Origin of the sequence: Vreelandella titanicae BH1 (assembly GCF_000336575.1) — a bacterium.
GTDB classification, from domain to species: domain Bacteria; phylum Pseudomonadota; class Gammaproteobacteria; order Pseudomonadales; family Halomonadaceae; genus Vreelandella; species Vreelandella titanicae.
In genome coordinates this window covers 629,467-656,212 of sequence record NZ_AOPO01000001.1, presented here as the reverse complement: position 1 = coordinate 656,212, position 26,746 = coordinate 629,467, and the positions used below count along the sequence as shown (strand labels likewise).

The following is a 26,746-nucleotide window of genomic DNA, read 5'->3' as shown; positions in this document are numbered from 1 at the left end:
CTTTAGTGGTCGCGCTCGATCATGTAGTGGGCTAAGTCGGCCAGCGGTGCAGCACGCTCGCCTAATGGGGCGAGTGCGGCAATGGCCTCGTCAATCAGGCTGTGCGCTTTGCGTTGAGCACCCGCTAACCCCAGCAGGCTGGGGTAGGTGGGCTTGGCGCGTGCGGCATCGGCGCCTGACGTTTTGCCTAGGGTAACGGTATCGCCGGTCACATCTAGGATGTCGTCGTGAATCTGAAAGGCTAGACCAATGGCGCGGGCGTAGCGAGTAAGCGCGTCTAAGCGCGGGTCATCGTCGTCGACGGCTACCAGGCCGCCCAAACGCACTGCAGCGACGATCAGTGCGCCGGTTTTATGGGCGTGCATGTGGGCCAGGGCATCGACATCTGGGTGATCGCCGACGGCGTCTAAATCCAGCGCCTGCCCCGCCACCATGCCATCACGGCCAGAGGCGGAGGCCAGGGTGTGCACCAAATGGCTCAGCCGGGGGTGCGCATTGCTGGCCAACACTTCGAAGGCCAGCGCCTGCAGGGCGTCTCCGGCCAGAATCGCACTCGCTTCATCAAAGGCTTTATGCACAGTGGGCTGACCACGACGCAGGTCGTCGTCATCCATGGCTGGAAGATCATCATGGATCAACGAGTAAGCGTGGATTAGCTCAATGGCCGCGGCGGGGGCATCCAGAGCATCGTCTTTAGCACCGAGTGCCTGACCAGCCATATACACCAGTAGCGGTCGCAGGCGTTTGCCGCCGGCCAGCAGGCCATGGCGCATTGCCGCCTCGAGGCGTGGCGCTACCGCTGGGCGGTTATCAAACAGCGCCGCTAGGGTGGCATCTACGCGGGCATTGCTGGTCTGACGCAGGGTGGCAAGCTGGCTAGGCTGCATGGCTACCATGGGGGCGTCTCCTTGCTCTCATTCTCGGCCGCATCCTTAGGGTCGTCGGGGCCAGTAAAGGGCGTTACGTTTAAACGTCCTTCGCTATCTTCACTCAGCGCCCGCACCTTGAGTTCGGCGCTATCCAGGCGCTGCTGGGCATCGCGGGTCAGCCGCACGCCCTGTTCAAACGCGGTCAGTGCATCTTCCAATGAGAGCTCGCCTGACTCGAGACGTTCAACGATGGTTTCGAGTTGCTCAACCGTCGCGGCAAAGTCCTGTGGGGGTGATGTCGTGTCACTCATTGGGGGGTGCCTGTAAACCGGTATGTTTTTTTAAATAAGCTTAAATAAGCCCACAGTATACACCGAGGCTGGGGGGCGGCGTCTGCCCTCTTCAATACAGCTTGTTGCCCGACTTGCGATCCATTCATTGTCACCACGCAGACTTTTCATCATTCACACCCGGCCTGAACGATGCGGGCTGTGCTACGATATGCGCCTCCCGTGAACCGATACACGGCGCATGCCGCCGACCATAGAGGTTGATTCAGCCATGGCCAAAACGTCCCTGGACAAGAGCAAGATCAAGATCCTGCTACTCGAGGGCGTCCACCAAAGTGCGGTGGACAATTTTCACACGTCAGGGTACGCCAATATTGAGCACCTGCCGACGTCCCTTGATGAGGATGCGCTGATCGAAAAGATCCGCGATGTTCACTTCATTGGTATTCGTTCCCGCACCCAGTTAACGGAGCGCGTGTTCGAGGCGGCAGAGAAGCTAGTCGGCGTTGGCTGTTTCTGTATCGGCACCAATCAGGTCGATTTAACCGCTGCCCTCACCCGCGGTATCGCGGTATTTAACGCGCCGTACTCCAATACCCGTTCGGTGGCCGAGCTGGTGCTGGCAGAAGCGATTATGCTACTGCGCGGTATCCCAGAGAAAAATGCCCGCGCTCACCAGGGTGGCTGGCTGAAGTCAGCGAAGAACTCCCACGAAGCGCGCGGTAAAACGCTGGGTATCGTTGGCTACGGCAGCATCGGTGCGCAACTTTCGGTGCTGGCCGAATCGCTGGGCTTTAACGTCATTTACTATGATGTCATCGCCAAGCTGGGTATGGGTAATGCAAACCAGGTAGCAAGCCTTGAAGAGCTGCTGGGTCGTTCCGATGTCATTAGCCTGCACGTGCCTGACCTTGCCTCTACCCGCTGGATGATCGGCGCAAAAGAGATCGCTGCCATGAAGCCCGGTGCGATCTTTATTAATGCCTCCCGCGGTAGCGTCGTTGAAATCGAACCGCTTGCCGAAGCGCTTAAAGCAGGCAATCTCAACGGCGCGGCGATTGACGTCTTCCCGGTAGAGCCGAAAGGCAACGAAGAAGAGTTTGAGAGCCCGCTGCGTGGCTTGGAGAATGTGATTCTGACCCCGCATATCGGTGGCTCTACCCTGGAAGCTCAGGAGAATATCGGTATTGAAGTGTCAGAAAAGCTGATTACTTACTCTGATAACGGCACCACCGTGACCTCGGTCAACTTCCCCGAGGTGGCGCTGCCCGCTCACCCGGACAAGCACCGTTTGCTGCATATTCACGATAACGTACCGGGCGTGCTGTCGCAGATTAACCGCGTGCTGTCTGAAAATGACATCAACATCTCCGGTCAATACCTGCAGACCAATGAAAAAGTCGGTTATGTGGTCATTGATGTAGATAAAGCCTACGGCCCCCAGGCGCTGGAAGCATTGAAGCAAGTGGATCACACGCTGAAAATTCGTGCGCTCTACTCGGCGCAAAATAGCTAACGCAATTGGTTAAATAAGTTGGCTGTAAAAACGGCGCCTCTTGCGAGGCGCCGTTTCGGTTTAGGCAGTTTAGTAGGTTCGGTCTTTAAGCAAGATCAAACAGCAGCACTTCGCCTGCTTCCTTGCCGGTAAGGTTTATCGCCTCATCCGGTTGGAACGCCGCGGCGTCGCCTGCGCTCAGCGTCTCACCGTTAATCTCCATTTCGCCGTTCACCACATGCAGCCAAGCGTAGCGCGAAGGCGGCGCTGTTGCCTGTTCGCCAGCGTTAAACAAACCCGCGTAAAGGTTCACATCCTGGTTGATGCTCACAGACCCGTCGCGGCCTTCTTCAGAAGCCACTAAACGCCATTGCCCTTGACGCTCAGCGCTAGGAAAAGCCTTTTGCTCATAGCTGGGTTTAATGCCGAGCTGCTTGGGTTCAATCCAGATCTGCAGGAAGTGCAGCCCGTTCTCCTTGGAGTGATTAAACTCGCTGTGCAGCACGCCGGTGCCCGCCGACATGCGCTGCACATCGCCCGGGCGCATCACCTCGCCATTGCCCATATTGTCTTTGTGCTCCATCTCACCTTCAAGCACATAGGAGATAATCTCCATATCCCGGTGAGGATGGGCGCCAAAACCATGGCCACCCGCTACGCGGTCTTCATTGATCACGCGCAGAGCGCGGAACCCCATATGGTTGCGGTCAACGTAGTTGGCAAAGGAAAAGGTATGGAAGGAACGCAGCCAGCCGTGGTCGGCGTAGCCCCGCTCGTTTGAACGACGAATAATCATGGTGTGCTCCGCAGGTTGCGTGAGATTGAATAATGACAATATACGCCTTACTGACGCTCCGTGGGGTGAAGCTTTCTGCACGTTCCTGTCGAATAAATCGATGTATTAAATGTGATTGCCAGCGCTAAACTTTTGGTTAGCTTTCGAGTAAAATCCTGGCCTCTTCTAACCCGGTCCGCCCTTTGCGAGGGTGACTACCAGGAGTTTTGCATGTCAGTAACTATTCAAACGCCGCCCATTGTGGTCGCTGCGCTGTACAAATTTGTCACCCTCAATGACTTTGAAGCGCTGCGCGAACCGCTGCGCCAAACCATGCTCGATAACGATGTAAAGGGCACGCTGCTGCTCGCCAAAGAGGGCATTAACGGCACGGTGGCGGGTAGCCGCGAAGGTATCGACGCACTGTTGACCTGGCTGACTGCTGACCCACGCTTGGCTGATATTGATCACAAAGAGTCTTTTTGTGACGAAACGCCGTTCTACCGCACCAAGGTCAAACTCAAAAAAGAAATCGTCACCCTCGGCGTGCCGGATATCGACCCTAACGATACCGTGGGCACTTACGTCGAGCCGGAAAACTGGAACGACATCATTGCCGACCCGGAAGTACTGGTGATCGATACCCGCAATGATTACGAAGTGGCGATTGGCAGCTTTGAGCGGGCGATCGATCCTAAAACCACCACATTCCGCGAGTTTCCCGAGTACGTGCGCGAGCACTACGACCCGGAAAAGCATAAGAAAGTGGCCATGTTCTGCACCGGCGGCATCCGCTGTGAAAAAGCCTCCAGCTTTATGCTTAAAGAAGGCTTTGAAGAGGTCTACCACTTAAAAGGCGGCGTGCTGAACTACCTGGAAAAAGTCCCGGAAGAGCAGTCGCTGTGGCGCGGTGAGTGTTTTGTGTTCGACAACCGGGTGACGGTTCGCCACGACTTAAGCAAAGGCGAGTTCGAGCAGTGCCACGCTTGCCGCATGCCCATCTCCGCAGAAGATATGCAGTCTTCTGCATACGAACCGGGCATTAGCTGCCCCCACTGCATCGACTCGTTGCCGGAGAAGACCCGCGCGGCGGCCCGTGAGCGCCAACGCCAAATCGATTTAGCCAAACAGCGCGGCGAGCCGCACCCCTTAGGCCGCGACACCCGCCTAATGAAAAAATGAAGTAGCGCACTGTAGGCAAGATTTTTAAACAAAAACGTACGTAAAGCTTGTGCGCTAGACTGATGGGCAAAGTGTTACTCAACCTCAGGAGTTCACCATGCCCATCACCACTGATGACCTTTCCACAACGGCCTCCCTCCTACAACGTTTTGACCACCAAGGCGTCACAACGCTGACGATGAGCGCGCCAGAGCGCTTTAACGCGCTCTCGGAAGCCATGTTGCAAGCGCTTCACGACGCGTTAGCCGAAATTGCCAACGATAGCAGCGTGCGCTGTGTGGTACTTGCCGCCGAAGGCAAAGCCTTCTGCGCCGGGCATGATCTGAAGCAGATGCGTGCCAACCCCGATAAAGCCTACTATCAAGCGCTGTTTGCCCGCTGTAGCGAAGTGATGCAGGCCATTGTGCACTTGCCTGTGCCGGTCATCGCCAAAGTGCAGGGCATAGCCACCGCTGCGGGCTGCCAACTGGTGGCGAGCTGTGATCTGGCGGTGGCGGCACGCAGCGCACGCTTTGCTGTTTCCGGCATCAATGTTGGCCTGTTTTGTTCTACTCCTGCGGTAGCACTTTCCCGCAACGTTGCGCGTAAACACGCCATGGAGATGCTGCTTACCGGGGAGTTTATCAGTGCTGATCAAGCCGCTGAGTGGGGGTTGATTAACCGCGTGGCAGATGATGACGCGCTGGACGAAGCAACTGAAGCCCTGGCCACCAGTATCTGCGCGAAAAGTGCCGTTGCAGTGCGCACCGGAAAAACCATGTTTGCCCGTCAGTTGAGCATGCCGCTCGACGAAGCCTACGCCTTTGCCGGGGAAACCATGGCCTGCAATATGTTAGCCGAGGATGTGGGTGAGGGGATCGATGCGTTTATAGCTAAGCGGCTACCGCGCTGGAACCATCGCTGAATGAATGGAATTCGTTTCCGTAAACGCGACAATTGCCATGTTGTCACGTTATCCTGACGCCCTTTGTATTTTAGGGAAGCCGTCGTCAGCAAGGGCGCTTTTAGTAAGTAGTAGGAGCGCTTTTGGGAGCGTCTTTTAGCAGTGCCTATTTGGAGAAAGCCAAGTGAGTGAAGCCAAACGCAGGACGGTCGGTCGTCCGGCGAGTACCGCCAAAGCTAGCGGAGGCCATAGCCAGTCGTTGGTGCGTGGCTTAACGCTGTTGGAGTACCTTGCGGCCAGCCCGCTTGGTTTAGCCCTTTCAGATGTGGCGGAGATGGCTGAGTTGGCGCCCTCTACCACCCACCGCTTGCTGCAAGCCTTGCAGAGTCAGGGGTTTGTGACCCAGGAGAACGAGCAAGGCCTATGGCGCATCGATGTCAAAACCTTCCGTATCGGCAATAGCTTTCTTGAAGCCCGCGACGTGGTGGCCACAAGTCGCCCTTTTCTACGCCGTTTAACCGCTGAGACCGGCGAGACCGCTAATTTGGGCATTCGCGATGGGGTCACGGCGGTATTTTTAGCGCAGCATGAATCACCGCAAATGATGCGTATGATCACCCGCCTAGGTTCCCGCGCGCCGCTGCATGCCTCCGGCGTAGGTAAAGCGCTGCTAGCGTGGATGCCCGATGATGAGCGCGCCAAACTGCTGGATGGCAGCGAGTTGGCAAGAGTGACCGCCAATACGCTCTATCAATCCGACACACTTCAAATGGAAACAGAGCAGATTCGCGCCCAAGGCTTTGCCTGTGACCGTGAAGAGCATGCCATTGGCCTGCACTGCGTGGCCGCCTGTGTGTTTGATGAGCATGGCACGCCGTTGGCGGCGATCTCGGTTTCTGGCCCGGTGGCGCGCATCCCGGAAGCTCGCTTACTCACCCTGGGGGCGCTGGTTCGCCAAACGGCCGATGAGATAACCCAGCAGTTGGGTGGGCAGGTGCCACGTTAACGTGGCTCACTGAGTCTATGCTAAGCCTGTTTTTTGTCGCCCTGGTCAGCGCCACGCTGCTTCCCGGTGGGTCGGAAGTGTGGCTAGCGCGGCTGTGGTGTCTCGGCGAACCGCCTCTGGGGCTGTGGGCGGTGGCCACGGCGGGCAACACTCTCGGCAGCATGATCAACGTGGCGATGGGCCGCTATGCGCGTCAGTTTCAAGATCGCCGCTGGTTTCCGGCCTCGCCACGCAGCTTAGCCCGAGCGGAGCGCTGGTATCATCGCTTTGGCGAGCTAAGCCTGCTGGTTTCCTGGGCACCGATTATTGGTGACCCTCTCACTGTACTGGCCGGCGTTTTCCGGCTGCCCTGGTGGCGGGCGCTAGCGTGGATTGTGGTCGCTAAAGGTACGCGTTACGCGGTGGTGTTACTGCTGGCACAGCAGTGGCTATTATCGCTTTGCCAGTGAAACGCCTTATTAATCAAGTCATGTTAACCTGTACAACTTTTTCACAAGCGGCGCTGGCAGTGTAGAGTGTAAGCAACTTGGGCTGCCTATTATTGGCTTGCGTAAAACTAAGCAGCCGTTAGATTGAACAGAACACTCACCCAAAAGGAGGTTTAGGTGTGAAGCCACTTCGTTTATTACCCTGGCTAGGTGTCTGGCTATTGGCAATGATTGCCTTAATAGCCACGCCAGCAATGGCGCAGAGCGCGCCAAGTGAGTCGACCAGCGCCGATGGTGCTGCATCCTCTGAAGAAGCAGCGCCTACGTCCTATGAGGCGCTGGCGAACCTGCTAGAGGATGAGCAGTCGCGGCAAGAGCTGATTGAGATGTTGCGCAATCAAGCCTCAGTGCTGCCCAATGGCGTTGCTACCGAACTCTCCCCGGAAGCGGCCGCTCAAGGCAGTGAGATAGCGCCGGAGGATGTCTCGCTGCCACGCCAACTCGCTGAGCTCACCAGTCGTGTGGTAAGCGATGTGGGTGGTCAATTCGAGCAAGTGGTAGGCATTGTCGGCGGTCTGTTTTCTGGCCAAGAGGCCGACAGTGTCTTTGATATGGCCGCCTTCACCAGTGCGGCGATTAATCTGGGTATGGTGATTGTCGCCACCTTTGCACTGTTTATGATTGTTCGGCGGTTGGCTAAGCCGCTGTTTACCAAAATCAGCGGCTGGTCGCTGAATGGTAAAAATTTAACCCCCGTTTTACGTTTGGTTTTCTGCGTGGCGATTGCGGCAGTCATCGATGTGCTGCTTGTCGGCTTGGCCTATGTGGGTGGTAATCTGCTGGCCACCTTTGCGATTGGTGAAGCAGGGGAGCTCTCGACCCGTGCCTCGCTGTTTTTAAATGCGTTCTTGATTATTGAACTGCTCAAAGCCGGTGTGCGAATGCTGTTCTCTTCGCGCTACGAAGGGCTGCGGCTACTGCCTATCTCTGCCCAGGAAGCCTCCTACTGGAACCGCTGGTTAGCGCGGTTGATCGGCATGGTCGGTTACGGCCTGATGGTGGTAGTCCCGCTGGTTAACTTCTATGTAGCGGCCTCACTGGGTCAAGCGGTCGGTACGCTGATTATGCTGTTGGCGTTTATCTATGCGGTGGTCGTGGTGCTAAGAAACCGCGCCCGTCTGCGTGGTAATCTGAACGAGATGGCGGCAAAATCAACGCTGACTGCCAGCCGCGTCTCGCTGCAGCTATTTGCCCGTACTTGGCACCTGTTCGCGCTGCTCTATTTCTTGATCGTATTTGTGCTGACGTTAACGCGCCCCGGCGATGCGCTGCCGTTTGTGATGTTTGCCACCTTGAAGTCATTGGCCGCGATTGTCGTTGGGTTGTTGGTGTCGTCTTTTCTTACCCAGACCATTGGCCGTCGGATTACCCTGTCGGACGATCTGCGGCGCAAATTACCGCTGCTTGAAAAGCGCTTAAACAGCTACGTGCCCAATGCGCTTCGCGTGCTGCGTACGATCATTCTGATTGTGGTCATCATGATGGTGCTGAACGCTTGGGGCGCCTTTGACCTAGCTGCCTGGTATGCCTCTGAAGGTGGCGCCGTGCTGGTTGGCAACCTGACCAGTGTTGCGGTGATTTTGATTGTGGCGCTCGCCGTGTGGCTGGGCCTGGCAAGCCTGATCGAGCATAAGCTCAATCCGGAAACCGGCTACGGTGAACCCTCTGCGCGGGCAAAAACCCTGCTCAGCCTGTTTCGTAATGCCCTGGCAATCGCTATGGTCACGATTACCGGCATGATCGTACTGTCGGAAATTGGCATCAATATCGGCCCATTGATTGCCGGTGCCGGTGTACTTGGTTTGGCGATTGGTTTTGGTGCTCAGAAGCTGGTGCAGGACGTTATCACCGGGGTATTTATCCAGGTCGAGAACGCTATGAATACCGGCGATGTGGTCACGGTGGGTGGCGTGACAGGCACCGCCGAACGGCTCAGTATCCGCTCTGTCGGTATTCGTGATTTGTCCGGTACTTATCACATCGTACCGTTCTCCAGCGTGGATACCGTGTCTAACTATATGCGCGAGTTTGGTAACCATGTGGGTGAGTACGGTATTGCCTATCGTGAGAGTATTGATGATGCCATTGCACAGCTTCAATTGGCTTTTGAAGACCTGAAAGCCAGCGAAGAGCATAGCCATAAATTGTTGGCGGATCTGACCGTGGCAGGTGTCATTGCGCTGGCAGACAGCTCCGTGAACATCCGTGTGGTGATCAAGACTACGCCGGGCGACCAGTGGGCCGTGGGCCGCGCCTACAATCGCCTCGTCAAGCTACGCTTCGATGAAGCGGGTATCGAGATACCTTTCCCGCATACCACGCTCTACTTCGGGCAAGATAAAACTGGTTCTGCGCCTCCCGCAAACCTGCGTGTTATGCAGCAAGCCTTTACGATCGATGGTAGCCCGGCTGGGCAGCCTAAGTCGGGTGATATTACATCGGATGACAGGTTTGATCCACGCGGTAGTAAAACTAGCTCTGATACTTTTGAACACGAAAAGCCTGACCATGACGACGTCGATGAAACTTAAACTGTTGTTATCGTGAAGCGATTGTTATCAATCGCTGCAACGAGGCCGCCTTCAGGCGGCCTCGTTGCGTTTTAAGGGCTGAATTTTTATTTAATTGGCATAGTTTTCTGAGTGCCGACCCTCCAGATTGATTGACTCCCCGCCATCGACAAACAGAATCTGCCCCGCTACAAAGGGGTTTTCCAACAAGTAGTGCAGAGCTTGTACAAGGTGGTCGGGGTGCCCCTGGCGCTTGAGCGGAATGCCTTCAATACGCCACTCAATATAGGCGCTAGTGCGCTGGGAAGCGGGCAGTACCACGCCAGGGGCGATGCCGTTAATGCGAATGCGCGGTGCGAACTCCAGTGCCGCCATACGAGTCATCTCCGCTAGGCTCTTTTTCGATAGCAAATAGGCTGCATAGGGATACTGGTGATAGGCCACCTTATTATCGATGATATTGATCACCTGGCCCTCTTGAACGGTTTCGGCAAAGTAACGGGTGAGCAGTAGCGGGGTAAACATATTGACCCTGAACTGTGTCTCCAGCATCGCCAGCTCGGTCGCCGAGATCGGCGCGGGTTCATAGGCAGAGGCGCTGTTCAGCAGCAAATTAAGCCCTGGGAAGCGCTGCTTGGCCGACTGGAGTAAGTCGTTTAAGTCTTCGTTTAAAAAATCGCAGGAAAATATTTCGCACTCCCGCCCTTTAGCGCGGATACCGCTGGCGACCTCTTCGGCCTCTTTGCGGGAGCGATTAACGTGTAGAGCAATATCAAAACCGGCATCAGCCAACGCTTCGGAGAAGAATCGGCCCAAGCGGGTAGCACCGCCGGTTACCAGAGCAGCCTGATGATGCATAAAGCGTTCCCTACTGTTTTATTGGTATAGGAAGACTTTCTGCGTGAGTGTAGCGTTTGTCAATAACTTATACACAGCTTGCACGTGGCACGTGCTTAGAGGTATTGATAGATGAGTCCTGCTTACAGGGCCATTCAAGAAGACGTCACTTTTAACAGGATGTCGCTATGCCACCAACGACGTTGTTTACCAAACAATCTGAAGCGCTCCATGAGTGCTTGATCTCTTTAGGTTCTAACATCGACCCAGACCACTATGTGGCTCAGGCGGTCGATATCATTAACCGTGAGTGCAATCTGTTGGCTCGTTCCAAAACGATTCGCACCCAGCCGGTGGGGTACCAGCAGCAACCCGATTTCCTAAACGCCGCGCTGTTGGTGAGCACACCGCTTGAGCGTGAAGCGTTTCGTGCTTACCTCAAAGGGGTGGAAGATCGTCTGGGCCGTGTTCGGGGAGCGATTAAATCGGGGCCACGTACTATGGATCTAGACATTGTGGCTTGGGATGGAGAGGTGGTCGATGACGGTTACTACCTGCACGACTATGTAAAAAAACCTGTTGATGAAGTGCTGGCGAGTAGTGGTCGCAGCCTTGAGCCTCAAAAGTGTTCATGATTTTTGCGTTTAGGCCGATAGTAACGTTGTAGCCGCCATCAATCGGGCGCGCTAACTTCCCTGGAGGCGTGCGTTGCTCAGCCTAAATACCAATGTGATGTCGCTAACCGTGCAGAACAATCTGCGCGGCAGTCAGCAGGCCATGCAGACCGCCATGCAGCGCCTCTCTTCTGGGCTGCGCATCAATAGTGCCAAGGATGACCCTGCCGGCCAGGCGATTGCCAATCGTATGACGGCGCAAATCAAAGGCATGACCCAGGCGATCCGCAACACCAATGATGGCATATCAATGGTGCAGACGGCGGAAGGCTCGCTTAATCAGATTAACGACAACCTGCAGCGCATCCGTGAGCTGAGTGTACAAGCAGCTAACGGCACCAACTCTTCCGACGACCTGGATTCTATCCAAGACGAAATTGATCAACGTTTAGAAGAGATTGAGCGCATCGCCGGGAAAAGTAACTTCAATGGCATTGGGCTTTTGAACGACACTAAATCACTGAACATTCAAGTGGGTGCTAACGTTGGCGATACCATTGCCGTTCGTTTTGAAGCCATGAATTTACAGGGGTTGGGTCTTGATGGTTTGGACGTGACTGAGGATTTCAGTGGGACGGATAAACCGATAGATAGAGTGGATGAGGCGATCAAGCGGTTAGATCGCCAACGTAGCTATTTGGGGGCGGTGCAAAACCGTTTTGAAAGCGTAATTGATGGCCTCAATAACAGTATTGTTAACACCTCCGCTGCCCAGTCGCGTATTCAGGATGCCGATTATGCTAAGGAAGTCTCCAACCTTGTGCGCGCCCAGATCCTGCAGCAGGCAGGCATTGCTATGTTGGTTCAGGCCAACCAGCAGCCGCAGATGATTCTGCGCCTGCTGGAAGGGCTATAAGGTAAGCACTGTAGCGCAGCTCTCTTAATCAATAATGCCCTGTTCACGGGCCATGGCGTAGGCTGCCTGTGGGCCATTCCAGAGTGACGGCAGCAGTATCAACGAGACCGGAATCGCGGTGATAACAATGAACTGCTGCAGCGCGCCAATCTGGCCTGCGCCCATATACAGCAGTACCGCTGCCATCAACGCCATGGCGATCCCCCAAAACGCCCGCATGACCGGGCTGGGGTTATCGTGCCCCGCCCCCACTACCGCAATGGCGTAGCTCATTGAGTCGCCGGTGGTCGCAACGAAAATGGTGGTCAGAAGCAGGATCGCTAGTGCCATCCAGGTACCGCCGGGCAGTGCTTGGGCAATGGTTAAGGTGGCTACATCAAACTGGAAGTTGTTCAGCGCCTCGGTTAAATCAATCACCCCGGTGAGTTGATAATAAATGCCTGAGCCGCCCAGCAGGGTAAACCACACGGTGGTGGCAATCGGTGCCAGGATTGCTACCGCGATGATCATTTCGCGGATGCTGCGACCGCGGGAAATACGCGCCACAAAAATCGCCATCAGCGGCGCATAGCCAATAAACCAGGCAAAGAAGAATACTGTCCACCACTGCATCCACCACGCCGGAGCGGTCTCTGCGGTCATGGTCGCCATGGTAAAGAATTCGCTGACATACGCGCCCATGCCTGAAACGTAGCTATTGACCAAAAACAGTGTGGGGCCAAAAACAATAATGACCGCGCCAATGGCTAGCGCCAGTAGCACGTTAAAGCGGCTAAGTAGTTGAATGCCTTTGTGTACGCCGCTCATGGAAGAGAGCACGTAGATGCTGCCGAGTACGGCTAGAATGATCAACTGGCCGGGATAACCTTCCGGTAAGCCAAACAGCTCGTGCAGGCCGAAGCTGACCTGGGTGGCCAAAAAACCAATTGGACCCACAGTGCCCGCAACCAAAGCAATTACGCAGCAGGCATCGACGATGCTGCCCAGCGGGCCGCGCATTAGTCGCTCACCCAGTACGGGGTAGAGCAGGGTGCGGGGCTGAAGCGGCTGGCCTTTCACGTAGTGCGCATGGGCAAGCACCACGGCGGTTAGCGACCCCAGTACCGCCCAAGCCATAAAGCCCCAGTGCATGAAGGACTGCCCCAAGGCGCCGGAAACGGCGTCAGCGGTGCCTGCTTCGCTATCAAACGCGGGAGGCGTTACCACAAAGTGGTATACCGGCTCACCGGCGGCAAAGAATACGCCACCGCCTGCCAGCAGCGTACACAGAATGATCGAGAGCCACTTAAACGTGCTCATTTCTGGTGCATCTAAATTGCCGATTTTAGCTTTAGAGGCTGGGGTTATGGCCAAACCGATGGCGATAAAGAACGTCAGCAGGAGCAGCAGTTGAAAGTAACTGCCCAGCACTAGCGCGGTCCAGGCGAAGCCAGCGCTGATGCTGTCAGCTACCAGAGTTACGTCGTAAAGCGACAGTGCGAGAAAGGCAACGATAAAGCCGATACTTAATATCAATACAATAGGGTCGCCGAGCGAAAACCGCTGAGAACCCTCAGAATTGGGGCTGGGGTGGGTCATGTTAAATACCTTATGGGGAGAGCGAGAAACTGAAATAGCAGCCTATTAAAGCGTGCCGTTAAGCGGTGTAACGCCACATGAGCGTTCAGAAGTTGGTGATTGAAGCAGGCGAAATTACAGGTAAAAAAAAGCGCCATTCAAGGAATGGCGCAAGACAGGAAACTGAGCTTAGTATATCGCCAATTTAGACCAACGTCTAATATGTTTTAACTTGGTGCGTTGCTCAGGTGCAAATGCACCATTTTGGCCATATAGCGGAGGGCGGCGGCACTTAACTGTCTACCTAATAGCATGAAAATTAAATAAAAAATCAATAATGGCAGTATTGCTGCAATGCTAAAGCATATTTTGTATACAAGGTATGCTCACGATGATGACCTCCACTTCTAAACGCCGTTTTTCTACTTCAACACTAGGTTTTCCCACTGCAACACCAGGTTTTTCTACGGCGCGCCTGCTCACCGGCTGCGCGGCAGCGCTGATGTTAATACCGGCTATCAGTTACGCCGACGATACCCAAATACGTTTTCAGCTGGATTGGCGCTTTGAAGGCCCCTCCGCGCCGTTTTTGATGGCTGAAGAGAAAGGCTACTTCGCCGACGAAGGGTTGGACGTTCAGATTGATTCCGGCAGCGGCTCGGCGGGTGCGATTAATCGCGTGGCGTCCGGGGCCTATGAAATGGGCTTTGGCGATCTTAATGCGCTGGTCGAGTTTCTCGCCGAAAACCCCGATGGCCCCGGTATCCAAGGCGTCTATATCGTCTACGACGGCACCCCCGCGGCGGTGTTTGCCCGCAAAGACCGCGGCATCGAGAGCCCGGCTGATTTAGCCGGTAAAACCATCGCCGCCCCCACCTTCGATACCGGCTACCGCGCCTGGGGCGTGTTTGCCGCGGCTAATAATCTGGACGCCGACGCGGTGGAGTGGCAAAACGTCGACCCTACGCTGCGCGAAACGCTGATAACCCGGGGCGATGTGGATGCAATCACTGGCTTCTACTTCACCAGCCTGCTCAATCTTGAAGAGCGGGGAATGAGCGAAGACGAGCTGACTATTATGCCGTTCCCAGACTACGGCGTGCCCCTGTACGGCAACGCCATTATCGCTAGTGAATCCTTCGCCGAAGAAAATCCGGAAGCCGTGCAGGGCTTTCTGCGCGCCTTCAACCGCGCCCTGGGCGACACTATTGCCGATCCCGAGGCTGCCATTGAGTATGTTAAAAACCGCGATGGCCTGATCGATGTGGAAATGGAGACTAGGCGCTTAAAACTCGCTCTGGATGGCGTCGTCGACACTCCTGAAGTGCGCGAAAATGGCGTGGGCGGAGTGGATGACGAGCGCCTGGCTCAGGCGATTCAACTGGTTGCCGATGCTTACGACCTCACGTCAATTCCTTCGCCCGATCAGGTGTTTAGTTCAAACTACTTACCTGCCCAGGAAGAACGCATGCTGTTTCCGGCCGAGGGCGAATAAGCATGTCGGCAGCGTTCGTCACCTTTGATGATGTTAGCCTGGCCTACGATGCGGCGGGTAATGCCATTGAAGACATCAACCTGAGTATTCACGAAGGCGAGTTCGTCGCTTTCGTGGGCCCCTCCGGCTGCGGTAAATCGACCTTTATGAAGCTCTGCACCGGTCTGCATGCGCCTACCACCGGTGCCGTACGAGTGGATGGAGAACCGGTCACCGGGCCGCTGAAGATCTCCGGCATGGCATTTCAGAACGCCAACCTGCTGCCCTGGCGCACCACACTGGATAACGTCCTACTGCCGTTGGAGATCGTTAAACCCTACCGCCATCAGTTTCGTAAACGGCGCGAAGAGTTTGTCGGCTGGGCTCGCAAGCTGCTCAAGACCGTTGGGCTTGAAGGCTACGAAGAGCAGTATCCGTGGCAGCTTTCCGGTGGTATGCAGCAGCGGGCATCGATCTGCCGGGCGTTGATTCACCAGCCGCGCCTGCTAATGCTGGATGAACCCTTCGGTGCACTGGATGCGTTTACCCGCGAGGAGCTGTGGTGCGTGCTGCGCGACCTGTGGGAAGCGCAGCGCTTTACGGTAGTGCTGGTGACCCACGATCTGCGCGAGGCGGCGTTTCTGGCCGATACCGTCTACATCATGAGCCGCCGCCCCGGACGGGTGATTGAGCGCCGTGAAATAGAGTTGCCGCGACCCCGTGCACTGGAAACCACTTACCGAAAACCCTTTATTGATCTGGTTCAGGAGCTGCGTGCTCAAATTGGCGAAGTGCGCAGCACTTAATAAAAGCCCCCAGCACCTGATGAAAGGCGCACTTATGACGAAAAATAATCAGTTAATTGAACGACTGGCGCCGTGGATAGCGGTGGTCGCGTTGGTTGTTATCTGGGAAGTAACGGTGCGGGTGTTTGATGTGCCCAGCTTTATCTTCCCCAGTGCCTTGGAGACGGCCCAGGCGCTGGTAACTTATTCCGGGCCTATCGCCATGCACTCCTGGCAAACCTTCTGGACAACGCTGATTGGCTTTGGATTGGGTGTGGCCGTGGGGCTGGTGTTGGGCTTTATTATCGGCTCGTCACGCTTTCTATATAACGCTTGCTACCCACTGTTAGTCGGCTTTAATGCCATTCCCAAAGTGGCTTTCGTGCCCATCCTGGTTGTCTGGTTTGGGATTGGCTCGGTGCCGGCGATACTCACCGCCTTTTTAATCTGCTTCTTCCCTATTGTGGTGAACGTAGCTACCGGTTTAGCCACGCTGGAGCCTGAGATGGAAGACGTACTGCGAGTGCTGGGCGCGCGGCGTATTGATGTGTTGCTGAAAGTGGGCCTGCCACGCTCGCTGCCGTATTTCTTTGCCTCGCTAAAAGTCGCTATTACTCTGGCGTTTGTAGGCACAGTAGTGTCAGAAACGGTCGCCTCCAATCAGGGCATTGGCTATCTGATGATGAGCGCCGGTTCGCAAATGCGCATGGGGCTGGTCTTTGCCGGACTGCTGGTGATCAGCGCCATGGCCATGGTGATGTACGAGCTATTTGCCCAACTGGAAAAACGCATGACCGGCTGGGCGCACCGTGGTCAGAATCGCTAGGGCCAGTGCGCAACTCACCAGCGGTAAAGCAGTGAAGCGCTGGTGGTATTGTCGGTGCGCTCGCTGGTGTCGTCAGGCGGTTGGGAGTTGTGCTTGATTTCATGAGATAAGCGCAGCGACAGCTTTGAATTGAGCCTTGCCGTGAGCGCTGTAAGCGACCGCGACGTGGTATTTTGGTCGGTGTACTCAAACGACATTTCCTGCTGAATATCGGCGTAGTCAGAAAAAAACCATTGATAATCCAACGCTGTATAAGCCACTGCTAACCGATAATCGCCATGTTCGCGTAGTCGGTCATGACGATAGCCTGGCCCTGCCTCCAGCGAAAAAACATGGGTATCGTTCTCTAAAATCTGACGCCCATAGCCACCGATGGCAGAAAGCTGCTGGTCGTAACCGGCAAAGCGATCCTTCTCCCAGCGGGCAAACCCAAACAGATAGTGGGGGCCATCCAGTTCATAGCGTTCGCGTCCTGCGACTAAGTACTGCTCGGCGCTGGTTTTGTCATCCTTGGTGACGTTACGCACTTCACCACGCAGCGAGTAGGTGAAGTTACCGGTAAGCCACGTCAGCAGCGTTTTACCGATCAGCGTCTGGCTATCGGTATTGCCCGAGAGGCGGGTAAAGCCCAGTTCAGCATCGCCACTGAACACGGGCGCATCTTCCTGGGGAGGCGGTGGAGCGTAGAACGGGTTGGCATATGCCACGGTTAGCCATAGCGGCCAGCAGGCCAGCAAGAGTATCCATCTAACGATCGCCACTACATCCCTCCTTGATTTCGGCATTGGGCCATTATATCAGCGAACGATGACTCTGGGGTGACGGCGATTAACGCCGTTGGCTGGCGCGTGCCATAATGGCGCGGTCACGCATTTCGAGTCTACCTATGAGCGCTTCCCGCCCCCGAACGTTAGCCGACCTGCAGCGCTGGCGCCGCACTCGCGCAAGGCGCAGCTGGTATAAACGCAGTTTTCGCCTTCAGGTAATGCTGTTAGTCGGACTACTGTTGGCAGGCATGCTACTGGCGCAGGGCACCTACCTCAATCACCGCAAGGCAGAAATTATTAGCCAGCAGATGGGCGAGCGAGCGCTGGCGGTGGCCAAAACGGTGGCGTCGATGCCGCAAATTATCAACGCCTTTTCAATTCCCGACCCCTCTTTCATTATTCAGCCCCTCGCAGAGCGCGTTCGCCATGAAACGGGCGCGCGCTATGTCGTTGTAGGCAACGCCCAAAGTATTCGCTATTCCCACCCCGTGCCGGAGCGGATTGGGAAACCAATGGTGGGGGGCGATAATGATCAGGCGCTGATTCATGGCCAATACTATGTATCCGAGGCAACCGGGTCATTGGGCACTGCCATTCGTGGCAAAGCGCCCATTTGGGATGAAGAGGGCAATATCATTGGCCTGGTGTCCGTCGGCTTTATGATGGATCGCGTGGCCATGGACGTAGCCCGCTACAACAGCTTTGGCTGGGCGCTGGTGGCGCTGATGATTTGTCTCGGCTTTGCCGGTGCTTACTGGCTATCGCAGCATCTTAAAAAGGTCATTTTAGGCCTGGAACCCTACGAGATTGCCCGCTTGGCTATGGAGAAAGAGGCCATTTTGCAGTCGATCCACGAGGGTATTCTGGCGGTTAATCGTGAAGGTCATATTACCTTGGTCAACCAGCAGGCGCGGCGCTTTCTCAACCTGGACGATGAGCATGTGCTGCTGGGGCAGCCCATCCGCGAGGTCGTGCCTAATTCGCGGCTATTGGAGGTGCTCCGACGCGGAGAGCAGGAGTTCGACCAGGAGATGTGGCTGGGCGATCACCCGGTGGTGGTCAACCGCGTGCCGATTCTGCACGAAGGCGAGATTGAGGGGGCGGTGGCCACTTTCCGCAGCCGTCGCGAAATTGTCGATCTTTCCCACGCGCTTACCCAGGCCAGCCGTGATGTGGATATGCTGCGTGCCCAGGCCCACGAGTTTTCCAATAAGCTCTATACCATCTCAGGATTACTGCAGTTAGAACGCATCGAGGAAGCTCTCGCGCTGATCCATCAAGAAACCGAACGCGCCCAGGCGCAGATGAGCTTTTTAATGCGCAACGTGGCCGACGCCGTGCTTAGCGGTACGCTACTGGGTAAACTTACCCGGGCGCGGGAGCTGGGCGTAGCGTTGGAAGTCGATGAGCAAAGCTCGCTCTCCTGCCCGCTAACGCCCACCGGCCAAGAAGTGATGATGAGCGTGGTGGGTAACTTGCTGGACAACGCCTGCCATGCAGCGCTGAATGGGCCGAGTAAAGCGCCCAAAGTACGCCTGTTTTTCACCGATTTGGGGGAGCAGCTGTTGATCGAAGTGGAGGACAACGGGCCCGGAGTACCTGCCCAGCTCGCCGAATCGATTTTCCAGGAAGGCTTTTCGACCAAAACGGGCAAACACCAGGGCATTGGCCTGGCGCTGGTGGCCAGGCTCTGCCGCCAGCACGGCGGCGCCGTGACCCTGGAGGAGAGCGAGCTGGGGGGCGCATGCTTTATCGCGGTGCTCGACCGCTCGCTGTGTGCGCAGCAAGACCAACAGCAGTCTCAACAACAATTTTAAAAACAATTTCATCAACAATTTCAAAAACAGTGACCACGACGGCTAGGGGGGAACGCAATGTCTGATGGGCAGTACGGCATTTTGGTCATTGAAGACGATTTTCGCATTGCCGATATCCACCGGGCCTTTATTGAACAGAGCGACGGCTTTTATGTGGTGGGCATGGCGCGCAACGGTAGCGAAGCCAAGGCGATCATGGCGGAACAGGCCACCAACATCCAGTTGATCTTGCTCGACGCCTACCTACCCGATGTTGAAGGCCTGGAGCTGCTATGGGCGATTCGCCGCGACTACGTGCATGTGGATATCGTCATGGTTACCGCTGCCCGGGAAGTAGAAACCATCAGCGAGGCGCTGCGTGGTGGGGTATTCGACTACCTGATCAAGCCCATTGAAGCCGCGCGAATGGCGCAAATGCTGACTCGCTTCCGTCGCGAGCGTGAAGCCTTGGCCAACCGTGCCGAGATGAATCAGGATGAACTGGACTCCGTGCTGGCGCGCCTGAAGCCCGGCGAGCCGTTGCGTGCTAAAAGCCAAGCCCTGCCTAAAGGTATTGATCGGCTGACGCTGCGCCGGGTGATTGATGCCCTGGCCGACGCACCCGACTCGCTCACCGCCATGCAGATGGCACGCATCATGGGTGCCAGTCGCTCAACCGCCCGCCGTTATTTAGAGTTTTTAGTTGCTGAACAGGCGGTGAGTGCGGAGCTGGGCTATGGTGATGTAGGGCGGCCTGAGCGCCGCTATCGGCTGTTGGAGGCAGCACACGAGTGGCTCAACACTCTATAAAGGAATGTGGTAATTAGGCGCGCGTGAACAAAATGAACAAAATAGCCATAAAGAACTTTTTGTCTTTTATGCGCACAAGCTTGTCGGTCAGGGTAGTGGTCTTCTAACGTTCGCGGCGTGCAGTCTCACAATAAGAAGCTCTACACAGCAAACTCATCACACAACAAAACTGATACGTGGAGAACGCCATCATGACGTCGCTTACCCTCAAGCGTTTATCTGTATTTGCTCTTCCCATTGCTGCCTTTGCAGGCATGAGCACCGCCGCACAGGCGCAAGAGTGGACACCTGAACGCTCCATCGAATTCGTCGCACCGGCTAACCCAGGCGGCGGTTGGGATACTCTCGTTCGCACCATGTCGCGGGTGATTCAGCAAGAAGAGCTGGCCGATGAAAGCTTCGCTGCTATCAACGTACCTGGCGGCGGCGGTGCCGTAGCCTGGGCCCAAGTGGCCCGCGATAGCGGCAACCCGCACAAGCTGTTTGCCACCAGCCCGCCGATGATTCTGGTGCCGCTGGCAGGTGCTTCGCGCTACGACCACACCGACTTTACCCCGGTCGCGCGGATCAACACCGACTACTCAATCATCCTGGTCGCGGCAGACTCCGAGTATCAGAACCTCGAAGACCTGCTCAATGCGCTGAAAGAAGATCCCAGCTTGAGCGTTGGCGGTGGTAGTGCGCCTGGCTCCATGGATCATATTGCCATTGCAGGCCTTGCCTCTGCGGCCGGAATGGAAGCCTCGGCAGTCAACTACATCCCGTTTTCGGGTGGCGGCGACGCCATGACTAACCTAATGGGCGGCCATATTGAAGCCGTGGTCGGCGGCGCTGGTGAAGCGGTTGGCCAACTTGGTGAAGGAAGCCAACTGCGTGCGCTGGGCGTCTCTTCTGAAGAGCGTTTGGGCGGTGGCTTGAGCGAAGTGCCTACCTACCAGGAGCAGGGCTTCGACTACACCTTCGATATCTGGCGCGGCGTGATGGGCGCTCCTGATATGCCTGAAGAGGCAGTGGCCTACTACGAAGACCTGTTCGCCGAAATGCTTGAAACCGATGCATGGCGCGAAGCGAGCGACCAACTGGGTTGGATCGACGCCTACCAAAACAGCGAAGAGTTTGGCGCCTTCCTGGATCAGCAGCAAGAGCAGTTCAGCGACGTGCTGAGCGAGCTTGGCCTACTGCGCCAGTAATCCTACTCCTTGTATCGCCCAGTCGCCCAAGCGTGGCTGGGCGTCTCCCGCGGTTAACAATATGCGTTAACCGCGGGAGACGTGTTGGCTCCTTCGGAGAGATTCCTATGACTCGTTTAAATACCAATCAGTGGTTAGCACTGGTGTTTGCGGTATTGGCTGTTGGCTATATCGCGATGGCGTGGCAGATCCCTACCTTTCCTCTGCCGCGCCCGGTCGATTCTGACCTGTTTCCTAAAGTATTAGGCTTCTCGCTACTGATCCTGTCGGTGTTTCTATTTTTTGAGAAACCCACCCCGATAGCCGGTGCCGATGAAGTCGACGAAGAGGCGCAGCACGGGCCGCTGCTACTGACGCCCTGGGCGCGGGTCATCGTGACTTCGTTGGCGATTGCCGCCTACGCGCTATTGCTGGTGCCGCTGGGTTTTGTACTTGCTTCTACGCTGCTCTGCGTTGGATTGACGGCCTACTACGGCTATCGCCGCCATGGGGTCAACCTCGCTACGTCGCTGGGGGTAGTGCTAGCGCTCTACCTGACCATGACGAAGGTGATGGATGTTTACCTGCCCACTGGCTTGCTGCCTTTCTAAACAAAGCCTTGTTAGCAGGTCTTTCCGCTAGCAGTTCTTAAGAGAGTAATTCCCATGGATGCCTTCAATAATTTGATGTACGGCTTTGGCATCGCGCTTGAGCCAATCAATATTGCCTACGTATTTGCCGGTGTATTTGCTGGCACCATTATCGGCATGCTGCCGGGCCTTGGCCCTATCAGTGCACTTGCCCTGATGATTCCTATCACCTTTGCCATGGAACCCTCGTCGGGTTTGATCCTGATGGCAGGGGTTTACTACGGCGCCATCTTCGGTGGCTCTACTTCCTCGATTCTGCTCAACGCCCCCGGCGTTGCGGGTACCGTAGCAACCTCCTTTGACGGCTACCCGATGGCCAAAAAAGGTCTGGCGGGTAAAGCGCTGGCGATTGCCGCCTACTCGTCATTTGTGGGCGGTACGGTATCGGTTATTTTCTTGATGCTGGTGGCTCCGCTGCTTTCCAAAGTGGCCGTAAGCTTTGGCCCTTCCGAGTACTTTGCACTGATGGTGCTGGGCTTAACCGCCGTGGTCTCGCTGTCGGATAAATCGCTGATCAAGGGGCTGATTGCCGCCGTGGTGGGGGTAATTATCTCGATTGTGGGTATCGATATGCAGACCGGTACCGAGCGTTTTACCTTCGGCTCCGTTCAGCTTCTCGACGGTATCGACTTCCTGGTGGTGGCGCTGGGGATTTTTGCGCTTGCCGAGGTGTTCTACATGCTGCTGCGCGGCGGTGGTGGCAAAGAGGCGCCGCGTAATGCGATTGGCTCGCTGAAACTGACTCGTAGCGAAGTCAAAGAGATCGCTGGCCCCGTTGGCCGCAGCTCGGTGTTGGGCTTCTTCACCGGCGTTCTGCCGGGGGCTGGCGCGACCATTGGTTCGTTCCTGGGTTACAGCATGGAAAAACGCATTGCCAAAGATGGCGACACCTTTGGGCAGGGCAATATCAAAGGCGTGGCCGCGCCGGAAGCGGCCAACAACGCCGCCTGTACCGGCTCCTTTGTGCCGCTGTTGACGCTGGGTGTACCGGGTTCGGGTACCACCGCAGTACTGCTGGGTGCCCTGCTGGTCATGGGGGTCAATCCCGGCCCAATGATGCTGACAGAGCGTCCGGACGTGTTCTGGGGCGTGGTTGCCAGTATGTATATCGGTAATATCTTCCTGCTGGTGCTTAACCTGCCGTTGATACCGCTGATCGCCAAGATTCTTGATCTGCCCAAGCCGCTACTGCTGTCGCTGATTTTGATCTTCTGCATGATCGGCGTCTACGGCATGAGCTTCAGTGTGTTTGATCTGTTGCTGCTGCTCGGTTTTGGCCTGGTGGGCCTGGGTATGCGCCTGTTTGGTTTCCCCGCGGCGCCGCTGATTTTAGCGCTGATTCTGGGCAACATTATGGAAGAGTCCTTGCGTCGCGCGCTGCAGATCTCCGGTGGCGACTGGATGACCTTTATCGACAAGCCTATCTCGCTTGGCCTACTGGTCGTCGCCTTGCTGTCGCTTGGTCTGCCGTTACTGAAAAAACGCCGTAAGAAAATTCCACCCGACGTGGCTGTTTAACGCCACTACTTAAAGGGTGAATAGCAAGGAGCCTTGGTGATGCCAAGGCTCCTTTTTTTATCTGCGCTTTCTTATCTACTTTTTTAACTAATAATAAAGAGTGGTTTTGTAACCAATGAGTAACTAATGCGTTAGTACTTTGTGTTTAAAAAGTTCAAGTACTTAGTTGGTGCACTGTCTTTTATTGGTGCATTGAGAGGGTGCTTCAGCAGCGTTAATGCGCTTTATTTTGGTGCATGTGGTGGATTTTGAGATTTTCTGATGATTATTAAGTGGCTGATTAAAGAGCTATAAGACAACTTTGTGTCAATCTGGCGCATCCCTTGCAAGAGTTATTGGCTAGTGAACGTATTGGGGGAGCTAACACAACAACCCCAAGTGCGAAGCCAATCATCAAGCCTCGGTCATAACAAACCCCAGCCATAAGGGGTGCAAGGAGATTAACAATGAACACTCTCAAACGCTCGACACACCCTCGCCCCTTCCTTTCAAGTGGCCGTTTCGCGACCGCTTTACTCACCGCTGCCATCATGGGGGCCAGCACCCAAGCCATCGCCCAAGACGATGACCCGATCAAAGTCGGTATCCTGCACTCGCTTTCCGGCACCATGGCGATTAGTGAGACCGTCCTCAAAGACACCGTCGAAATGCTTATCGAACAGCAGAACGAAGCCGGTGGTTTGCTGGGCCGTCAGTTAGAGGCCGTGGTGGTTGACCCGGCGTCTAACTGGCCGCTGTTTGCCGAACGCGCCCGGGAGCTGCTGGATCAGGAAGAAGTGGACGTGATTTTTGGCAACTGGACGTCGGTTTCGCGTAAATCCGTGCTGCCCGTCGTAGAGGAGCTCAACGGGCTGCTGTTCTACCCGGTGCAGTATGAAGGCGAAGAATCCTCTGAAAACGTCTTCTACACCGGCGCGGCGCCTAACCAGCAGGCGATTCCTGCGGTTGAATACCTTATCAACGAAGTCGGTATCGAGCGCTTTGCACTAGTGGGTACCGACTATGTCTACCCGCGCACTACCAATCGTATCCTCGAGGCCTTCCTCAAGGATGAACACGGCATCGCGGATGAGGACATCATGGTCAACTACACGCCGTTCGGTCACTCCGATTGGCAGAACATCGTGGCAGAAATTCGCCGCTTCGGTGAAGAGGGTAAACCGACCGCCGTAATCTCGACGGTTAACGGCGACGCCAACGTGCCGTTCTATACCGAGCTCTCCAACCAGGGTATCGACGCTGCCGATATTCCCGTCATCGCCTTCTCTGTGGGTGAGCAGGAGCTTACCGGTATTGATACCGGCCCGCTGGTAGGCCACTTGGCTGCCTGGAACTACTTCATGAGCGTCGATAACGATGACAACTACGACTTTATCGATGCCTGGATTGAGTACACCGGCGACGATATGGCCGTGACCAACGACCCAATGGAAGCGCATTACATCGGCTTCAATATGTGGGCCGAAGCGGTTCGCAAAGCGGGCACGACAGACGTCGATACGGTGAAAGACGCCATTATCGGTGTGACCGTACCTAACCTCTCCGGCGGTTATGCGGCGATGATGCCCAACCACCACATCACCAAGCCGGTGTTGATCGGTGAGATTCAGGACAACGGCCAGTTCGATATCGTTTGGCAGACACCGTCTACCGTGGCGGGCGACGCCTGGTCTGACTACCTGCCTGGCTCCCGTGACCTGATTGCCGATTGGCGCAAGCCGATGGAGTGCGGCAACTTCAACGTCGTGAACGGCTCGTGCGGTGGCAGCACCGCAGCAGAAGAAGCCGAAGCGGCGCTCGCTGAGTAAAAGCTCCTGTAGTGAGTAATACTGATCCCTCGTCCCTAGGCTGAAGCCCAAGTGGCGAGGGAGCACGCTAACTCCCCCTCTTTAGATAACCAAAGGAAGAACCCCATGAGGCGTTTCCTTTCCTTAGGGCTGCTGTGCCTACTGTTGTTAAGCATCACAGTGACCGCCCAAGCACAAACGAGCTCCACGAATACTGCCGACGATGACGCCGCGCTCGAGTTGTTAGAGGCGCTGGACGTTGAATCTTACGCTGACAAAGGCGACGCAATCACCGCCATTTTGCAAAGCGATGACGAACGCGCCCGAGACTGGCTGCAGGCCTTGCTGGATGGCCGCTTGCAGCGTACCGAAGATGGCCGCTTTGTGCTGGTGCTCGAGAACCGTGGCCGCGACTGGCCGGTGGCCGATGTACTGACCGGCGAAGCGCTGGGCGAGATGTCCCGCCGTGATCTGGAGCGTATCGGCATCAACAACAACCTACGTAATCAGCTGCGCAGCGCCATTGCGGTGGTTGACCTCTACTCGCCTAATGTGGAACGCCGCCGCACCTCGGCCGAGCGCCTGTTAGGTGAAGTAGATGGTGAGCTGGTGCCCACTCTCGACGACTTGATCGAACAGGAAGAGGACGAGCAGGTGCGTTACCGGCTGACCCAGGCCGTGGCGATCTACCGCGCCGAAGCGGGCGAAATGGCTGGGGTCGAAGCGCTGGACGGCAGCCTACACCCCCGTTCCCGCGTGGCATTGAGCCGGGCAGCCAATAGCGATGATCCCGTCGTCGCCAACGCCGCTGCCGCTTCCCTGGCGGGCATTGAGCAGCAGCTCAAAATCAATCGCGGTCTGGAAACGCTCTATTTCGGCTTGAGCCTCGGCTCAGTGCTGGTGCTAGCGGCCATTGGCCTGGCGATCACCTTCGGGGTCATGGGTGTGATCAACATGGCCCACGGCGAGCTGATGATGCTGGGCGCCTACACCACCTGGGCGATGCAGCAGTTGCTGCCCGGCCAGCCTGGGCTGGCGTTGATTCTATCGATTCCCGCGGGCTTTATGGTCGCCGCTTTGGCTGGTGTGGCGATCGAACGCGGTGTTATCCAGTTCCTCAAAGGCCGTCCGCTGGAGACGCTGCTAGCCACCTTCGGTATCAGCCTGATTCTGCAGCAGCTGGTGCGCACGGTGATTTCACCGCTTAACCGTACCGTCATCACTCCCGAGTGGATGAGCGGTTCGCTGGTGGTTAACGATGCGCTCTCATTAACCCTCAACCGCATGTACGTGCTCGGCTTTGCGCTGGTGGTGTTTGCCGGGCTGATGCTGATTATGCGTCGCACGCGGCTGGGGCTTGAGGTGCGCGCCGTGACCCAAAACCGCGCCATGGCACGCTCCATGGGCATTCGTGCTACTCGTGTGGATATCATGACTTTTGCGCTAGGTTCGGGTGTGGCCGGGCTTGCCGGGGTCGCGCTCTCCCAGCTCACCAACGTCGGCCCCAACCTGGGGCAGAACTACATCATCGACTCCTTCATGGTGGTGGTGTTCGGTGGCGTGGGTAACCTGTGGGGCACGCTGGTGGCCGGGCTATCGCTGGGGGTCATTAACCAGGTGCTGGAACCCTGGGCAGGCGCGGTGTTGGCCAAAATTATCGTGTTGGTCTTTATTATCCTATTCATTCAGAAACGCCCGCGTGGACTCTTCCCGCAGAAGGGCCGGGCTGCGGAGGGCTAAAC

The 26,746-nt window shown here is 56.1% G+C and carries 24 protein-coding genes; 18 read left to right on the top strand and 6 right to left on the bottom strand.

All coding sequences use genetic code 11. The features are described 5' to 3' along the window. Nucleotides 1-2: 2 nt before the first annotated feature. On the bottom strand, nucleotides 3-896 hold the full coding sequence (ispA, locus tag HALTITAN_RS02780) for a (2E,6E)-farnesyl diphosphate synthase (RefSeq protein ID WP_009286173.1): 894 nt from the start codon (nucleotides 894-896) through the stop codon (nucleotides 3-5). After that, nucleotides 890-1,180 (bottom strand): exodeoxyribonuclease VII small subunit, encoded by a 291-nt coding sequence (locus tag HALTITAN_RS02775; protein ID WP_039857613.1) that lies wholly within the window; start codon nucleotides 1,178-1,180, stop codon nucleotides 890-892. Before HALTITAN_RS02775 ends, ispA begins: the two co-directional genes overlap by 7 nt. A 250-nt stretch (nucleotides 1,181-1,430) precedes the next feature. Here HALTITAN_RS02775 and serA point away from each other — a divergent pair, with 250 nt between their 5' ends. After that, nucleotides 1,431-2,675: a phosphoglycerate dehydrogenase gene (serA, locus tag HALTITAN_RS02770; protein ID WP_039857612.1), complete on the top strand. Its 1,245-nt coding sequence runs from the start codon at nucleotides 1,431-1,433 to the stop codon at nucleotides 2,673-2,675. An 85-nt stretch (nucleotides 2,676-2,760) separates the two neighbouring features. On the opposite strand, the gene HALTITAN_RS02765 is transcribed toward serA, so the two are convergent. Then, nucleotides 2,761-3,450, bottom strand: coding sequence for a pirin family protein (locus HALTITAN_RS02765; protein WP_022521326.1), 690 nt, complete (start codon nucleotides 3,448-3,450; stop codon nucleotides 2,761-2,763). Nucleotides 3,451-3,660: 210 nt separating this feature from the next. Between HALTITAN_RS02765 and trhO the strand changes: the two genes are divergently transcribed. From trhO to ybiO, 5 genes are all read left to right on the top strand, one after another. Further along, nucleotides 3,661-4,611: an oxygen-dependent tRNA uridine(34) hydroxylase TrhO gene (gene trhO, locus HALTITAN_RS02760; RefSeq protein WP_027957917.1), complete on the top strand. Its 951-nt coding sequence runs from the start codon at nucleotides 3,661-3,663 to the stop codon at nucleotides 4,609-4,611. Nucleotides 4,612-4,708: 97 nt separating this feature from the next. Next, nucleotides 4,709-5,515 (top strand): enoyl-CoA hydratase, encoded by an 807-nt coding sequence (locus HALTITAN_RS02755; protein WP_009286171.1) that lies wholly within the window; start codon nucleotides 4,709-4,711, stop codon nucleotides 5,513-5,515. A 163-nt stretch (nucleotides 5,516-5,678) separates the two neighbouring features. Further along, on the top strand, nucleotides 5,679-6,500 hold the full coding sequence (locus HALTITAN_RS02750) for an IclR family transcriptional regulator (RefSeq protein WP_022521329.1): 822 nt from the start codon (nucleotides 5,679-5,681) through the stop codon (nucleotides 6,498-6,500). A gap of 17 nt (nucleotides 6,501-6,517) precedes the next feature. Further along, complete coding sequence (locus HALTITAN_RS02745; RefSeq protein ID WP_039857610.1) at nucleotides 6,518-6,949, top strand: YqaA family protein; 432 nt, start codon at nucleotides 6,518-6,520, stop codon at nucleotides 6,947-6,949. Between the two features lie 158 nt (nucleotides 6,950-7,107). Beyond that, nucleotides 7,108-9,519, top strand: coding sequence for a mechanosensitive channel protein (ybiO, locus tag HALTITAN_RS02740; RefSeq protein WP_009286170.1), 2,412 nt, complete (start codon nucleotides 7,108-7,110; stop codon nucleotides 9,517-9,519). Between the two features lie 90 nt (nucleotides 9,520-9,609). On the opposite strand, the gene HALTITAN_RS02735 is transcribed toward ybiO, so the two are convergent. After that, complete coding sequence (locus HALTITAN_RS02735; protein WP_039857609.1) at nucleotides 9,610-10,356, bottom strand: SDR family NAD(P)-dependent oxidoreductase; 747 nt, start codon at nucleotides 10,354-10,356, stop codon at nucleotides 9,610-9,612. A 167-nt stretch (nucleotides 10,357-10,523) separates the two neighbouring features. Between HALTITAN_RS02735 and folK the strand changes: the two genes are divergently transcribed. Both folK and HALTITAN_RS02725 read left to right on the top strand, forming a co-directional pair. Then, a complete protein-coding gene (gene folK / locus HALTITAN_RS02730; protein WP_027957911.1) occupies nucleotides 10,524-10,970 on the top strand; it encodes a 2-amino-4-hydroxy-6-hydroxymethyldihydropteridine diphosphokinase in 447 nt (148 codons plus the stop codon). 73 nt (nucleotides 10,971-11,043) lie between these two features. Next, nucleotides 11,044-11,865 carry a flagellin N-terminal helical domain-containing protein gene (locus HALTITAN_RS02725; protein WP_009286169.1) on the top strand — a complete coding sequence of 274 codons (822 nt, stop codon included), beginning with the start codon at nucleotides 11,044-11,046 and terminating at the stop codon, nucleotides 11,863-11,865. 24 nt (nucleotides 11,866-11,889) lie between these two features. Here the strand turns inward: HALTITAN_RS02725 and HALTITAN_RS02720 are convergent, their stop codons facing one another. Continuing rightward, complete coding sequence (locus HALTITAN_RS02720) at nucleotides 11,890-13,443, bottom strand: BCCT family transporter (protein WP_009286168.1); 1,554 nt, start codon at nucleotides 13,441-13,443, stop codon at nucleotides 11,890-11,892. 370 nt (nucleotides 13,444-13,813) lie between these two features. Here HALTITAN_RS02720 and HALTITAN_RS02715 point away from each other — a divergent pair, with 370 nt between their 5' ends. The 3 genes from HALTITAN_RS02715 to HALTITAN_RS02705 are packed head-to-tail and all read left to right on the top strand — an operon-like array spanning nucleotide 13,814 to nucleotide 16,507. Further along, entirely contained in the window at nucleotides 13,814-14,917 is a 1,104-nt protein-coding gene (locus HALTITAN_RS02715; protein ID WP_236614919.1) for an ABC transporter substrate-binding protein, read from the top strand. A gap of 2 nt (nucleotides 14,918-14,919) precedes the next feature. After that, complete coding sequence (locus HALTITAN_RS02710; protein WP_039857608.1) at nucleotides 14,920-15,702, top strand: ABC transporter ATP-binding protein; 783 nt, start codon at nucleotides 14,920-14,922, stop codon at nucleotides 15,700-15,702. A gap of 34 nt (nucleotides 15,703-15,736) precedes the next feature. After that, complete coding sequence (locus HALTITAN_RS02705; protein WP_085947143.1) at nucleotides 15,737-16,507, top strand: ABC transporter permease; 771 nt, start codon at nucleotides 15,737-15,739, stop codon at nucleotides 16,505-16,507. A gap of 14 nt (nucleotides 16,508-16,521) precedes the next feature. Here HALTITAN_RS02705 and HALTITAN_RS02700 read toward each other — a convergent pair whose 3' ends face one another. Continuing rightward, nucleotides 16,522-17,292, bottom strand: a complete 771-nt coding sequence (locus HALTITAN_RS02700; RefSeq protein ID WP_009286167.1) for a DUF481 domain-containing protein — start codon at nucleotides 17,290-17,292, stop codon at nucleotides 16,522-16,524. Between the two features lie 101 nt (nucleotides 17,293-17,393). Here HALTITAN_RS02700 and HALTITAN_RS02695 point away from each other — a divergent pair, with 101 nt between their 5' ends. The 7 genes from HALTITAN_RS02695 to urtB all read left to right on the top strand — a co-directional run bounded on the left by HALTITAN_RS02695 (nucleotide 17,394) and on the right by urtB (nucleotide 26,744). Beyond that, on the top strand, nucleotides 17,394-19,091 hold the full coding sequence (locus tag HALTITAN_RS02695; RefSeq protein ID WP_022521339.1) for an ATP-binding protein: 1,698 nt from the start codon (nucleotides 17,394-17,396) through the stop codon (nucleotides 19,089-19,091). 57 nt (nucleotides 19,092-19,148) lie between these two features. After that, nucleotides 19,149-19,880, top strand: a complete 732-nt coding sequence (locus tag HALTITAN_RS02690) for a response regulator (protein ID WP_009286165.1) — start codon at nucleotides 19,149-19,151, stop codon at nucleotides 19,878-19,880. A gap of 191 nt (nucleotides 19,881-20,071) precedes the next feature. Then, nucleotides 20,072-21,070 carry a Bug family tripartite tricarboxylate transporter substrate binding protein gene (locus HALTITAN_RS02685; protein ID WP_022521341.1) on the top strand — a complete coding sequence of 333 codons (999 nt, stop codon included), beginning with the start codon at nucleotides 20,072-20,074 and terminating at the stop codon, nucleotides 21,068-21,070. A 107-nt stretch (nucleotides 21,071-21,177) separates the two neighbouring features. Next, on the top strand, nucleotides 21,178-21,660 hold the full coding sequence (locus HALTITAN_RS02680; RefSeq protein WP_022521342.1) for a tripartite tricarboxylate transporter TctB family protein: 483 nt from the start codon (nucleotides 21,178-21,180) through the stop codon (nucleotides 21,658-21,660). Nucleotides 21,661-21,714: 54 nt separating this feature from the next. Continuing rightward, a complete protein-coding gene (locus HALTITAN_RS02675; RefSeq protein WP_009286164.1) occupies nucleotides 21,715-23,217 on the top strand; it encodes a tripartite tricarboxylate transporter permease in 1,503 nt (500 codons plus the stop codon). Between the two features lie 446 nt (nucleotides 23,218-23,663). Continuing rightward, entirely contained in the window at nucleotides 23,664-25,025 is a 1,362-nt protein-coding gene (urtA, locus tag HALTITAN_RS02670) for an urea ABC transporter substrate-binding protein (protein WP_009286163.1), read from the top strand. A 105-nt stretch (nucleotides 25,026-25,130) separates the two neighbouring features. Beyond that, nucleotides 25,131-26,744, top strand: coding sequence for an urea ABC transporter permease subunit UrtB (urtB, locus tag HALTITAN_RS02665; protein WP_039857605.1), 1,614 nt, complete (start codon nucleotides 25,131-25,133; stop codon nucleotides 26,742-26,744). Nucleotides 26,745-26,746 lie beyond the last annotated feature (2 nt).

What these genes read in the sequence shown, in the direction of transcription:
- HALTITAN_RS02680 (WP_022521342.1), top strand. Translation starts at nt 21,178, where the DNA reads ATGACTCGTTTAAATACCAATCAGTGGTTAGCACTGGTGTTTGCGGTA.
- HALTITAN_RS02700 (WP_009286167.1), bottom strand. Translation starts at nt 17,292, where the DNA reads ATGCCGAAATCAAGGAGGGATGTAGTGGCGATCGTTAGATGGATACTC.
- HALTITAN_RS02720 (WP_009286168.1), bottom strand. Translation starts at nt 13,443, where the DNA reads ATGACCCACCCCAGCCCCAATTCTGAGGGTTCTCAGCGGTTTTCGCTC.
- HALTITAN_RS02690 (WP_009286165.1), top strand. Translation starts at nt 19,149, where the DNA reads ATGTCTGATGGGCAGTACGGCATTTTGGTCATTGAAGACGATTTTCGC.
- HALTITAN_RS02755 (WP_009286171.1), top strand. Translation starts at nt 4,709, where the DNA reads ATGCCCATCACCACTGATGACCTTTCCACAACGGCCTCCCTCCTACAA.
- HALTITAN_RS02775 (WP_039857613.1), bottom strand. Translation starts at nt 1,180, where the DNA reads ATGAGTGACACGACATCACCCCCACAGGACTTTGCCGCGACGGTTGAG.
- folK (WP_027957911.1), top strand. Translation starts at nt 10,524, where the DNA reads ATGCCACCAACGACGTTGTTTACCAAACAATCTGAAGCGCTCCATGAG.
- HALTITAN_RS02710 (WP_039857608.1), top strand. Translation starts at nt 14,920, where the DNA reads ATGTCGGCAGCGTTCGTCACCTTTGATGATGTTAGCCTGGCCTACGAT.
- ispA (WP_009286173.1), bottom strand. Translation starts at nt 896, where the DNA reads ATGGTAGCCATGCAGCCTAGCCAGCTTGCCACCCTGCGTCAGACCAGC.
- urtA (WP_009286163.1), top strand. Translation starts at nt 23,664, where the DNA reads ATGAACACTCTCAAACGCTCGACACACCCTCGCCCCTTCCTTTCAAGT.
- trhO (WP_027957917.1), top strand. Translation starts at nt 3,661, where the DNA reads ATGTCAGTAACTATTCAAACGCCGCCCATTGTGGTCGCTGCGCTGTAC.
- HALTITAN_RS02705 (WP_085947143.1), top strand. Translation starts at nt 15,737, where the DNA reads ATGACGAAAAATAATCAGTTAATTGAACGACTGGCGCCGTGGATAGCG.
- serA (WP_039857612.1), top strand. Translation starts at nt 1,431, where the DNA reads ATGGCCAAAACGTCCCTGGACAAGAGCAAGATCAAGATCCTGCTACTC.
- urtB (WP_039857605.1), top strand. Translation starts at nt 25,131, where the DNA reads ATGAGGCGTTTCCTTTCCTTAGGGCTGCTGTGCCTACTGTTGTTAAGC.
- HALTITAN_RS02715 (WP_236614919.1), top strand. Translation starts at nt 13,814, where the DNA reads ATGATGACCTCCACTTCTAAACGCCGTTTTTCTACTTCAACACTAGGT.
- HALTITAN_RS02675 (WP_009286164.1), top strand. Translation starts at nt 21,715, where the DNA reads ATGGATGCCTTCAATAATTTGATGTACGGCTTTGGCATCGCGCTTGAG.
- HALTITAN_RS02685 (WP_022521341.1), top strand. Translation starts at nt 20,072, where the DNA reads ATGACGTCGCTTACCCTCAAGCGTTTATCTGTATTTGCTCTTCCCATT.
- HALTITAN_RS02745 (WP_039857610.1), top strand. Translation starts at nt 6,518, where the DNA reads ATGCTAAGCCTGTTTTTTGTCGCCCTGGTCAGCGCCACGCTGCTTCCC.
- HALTITAN_RS02735 (WP_039857609.1), bottom strand. Translation starts at nt 10,356, where the DNA reads ATGCATCATCAGGCTGCTCTGGTAACCGGCGGTGCTACCCGCTTGGGC.
- HALTITAN_RS02695 (WP_022521339.1), top strand. Translation starts at nt 17,394, where the DNA reads ATGAGCGCTTCCCGCCCCCGAACGTTAGCCGACCTGCAGCGCTGGCGC.
- HALTITAN_RS02765 (WP_022521326.1), bottom strand. Translation starts at nt 3,450, where the DNA reads ATGATTATTCGTCGTTCAAACGAGCGGGGCTACGCCGACCACGGCTGG.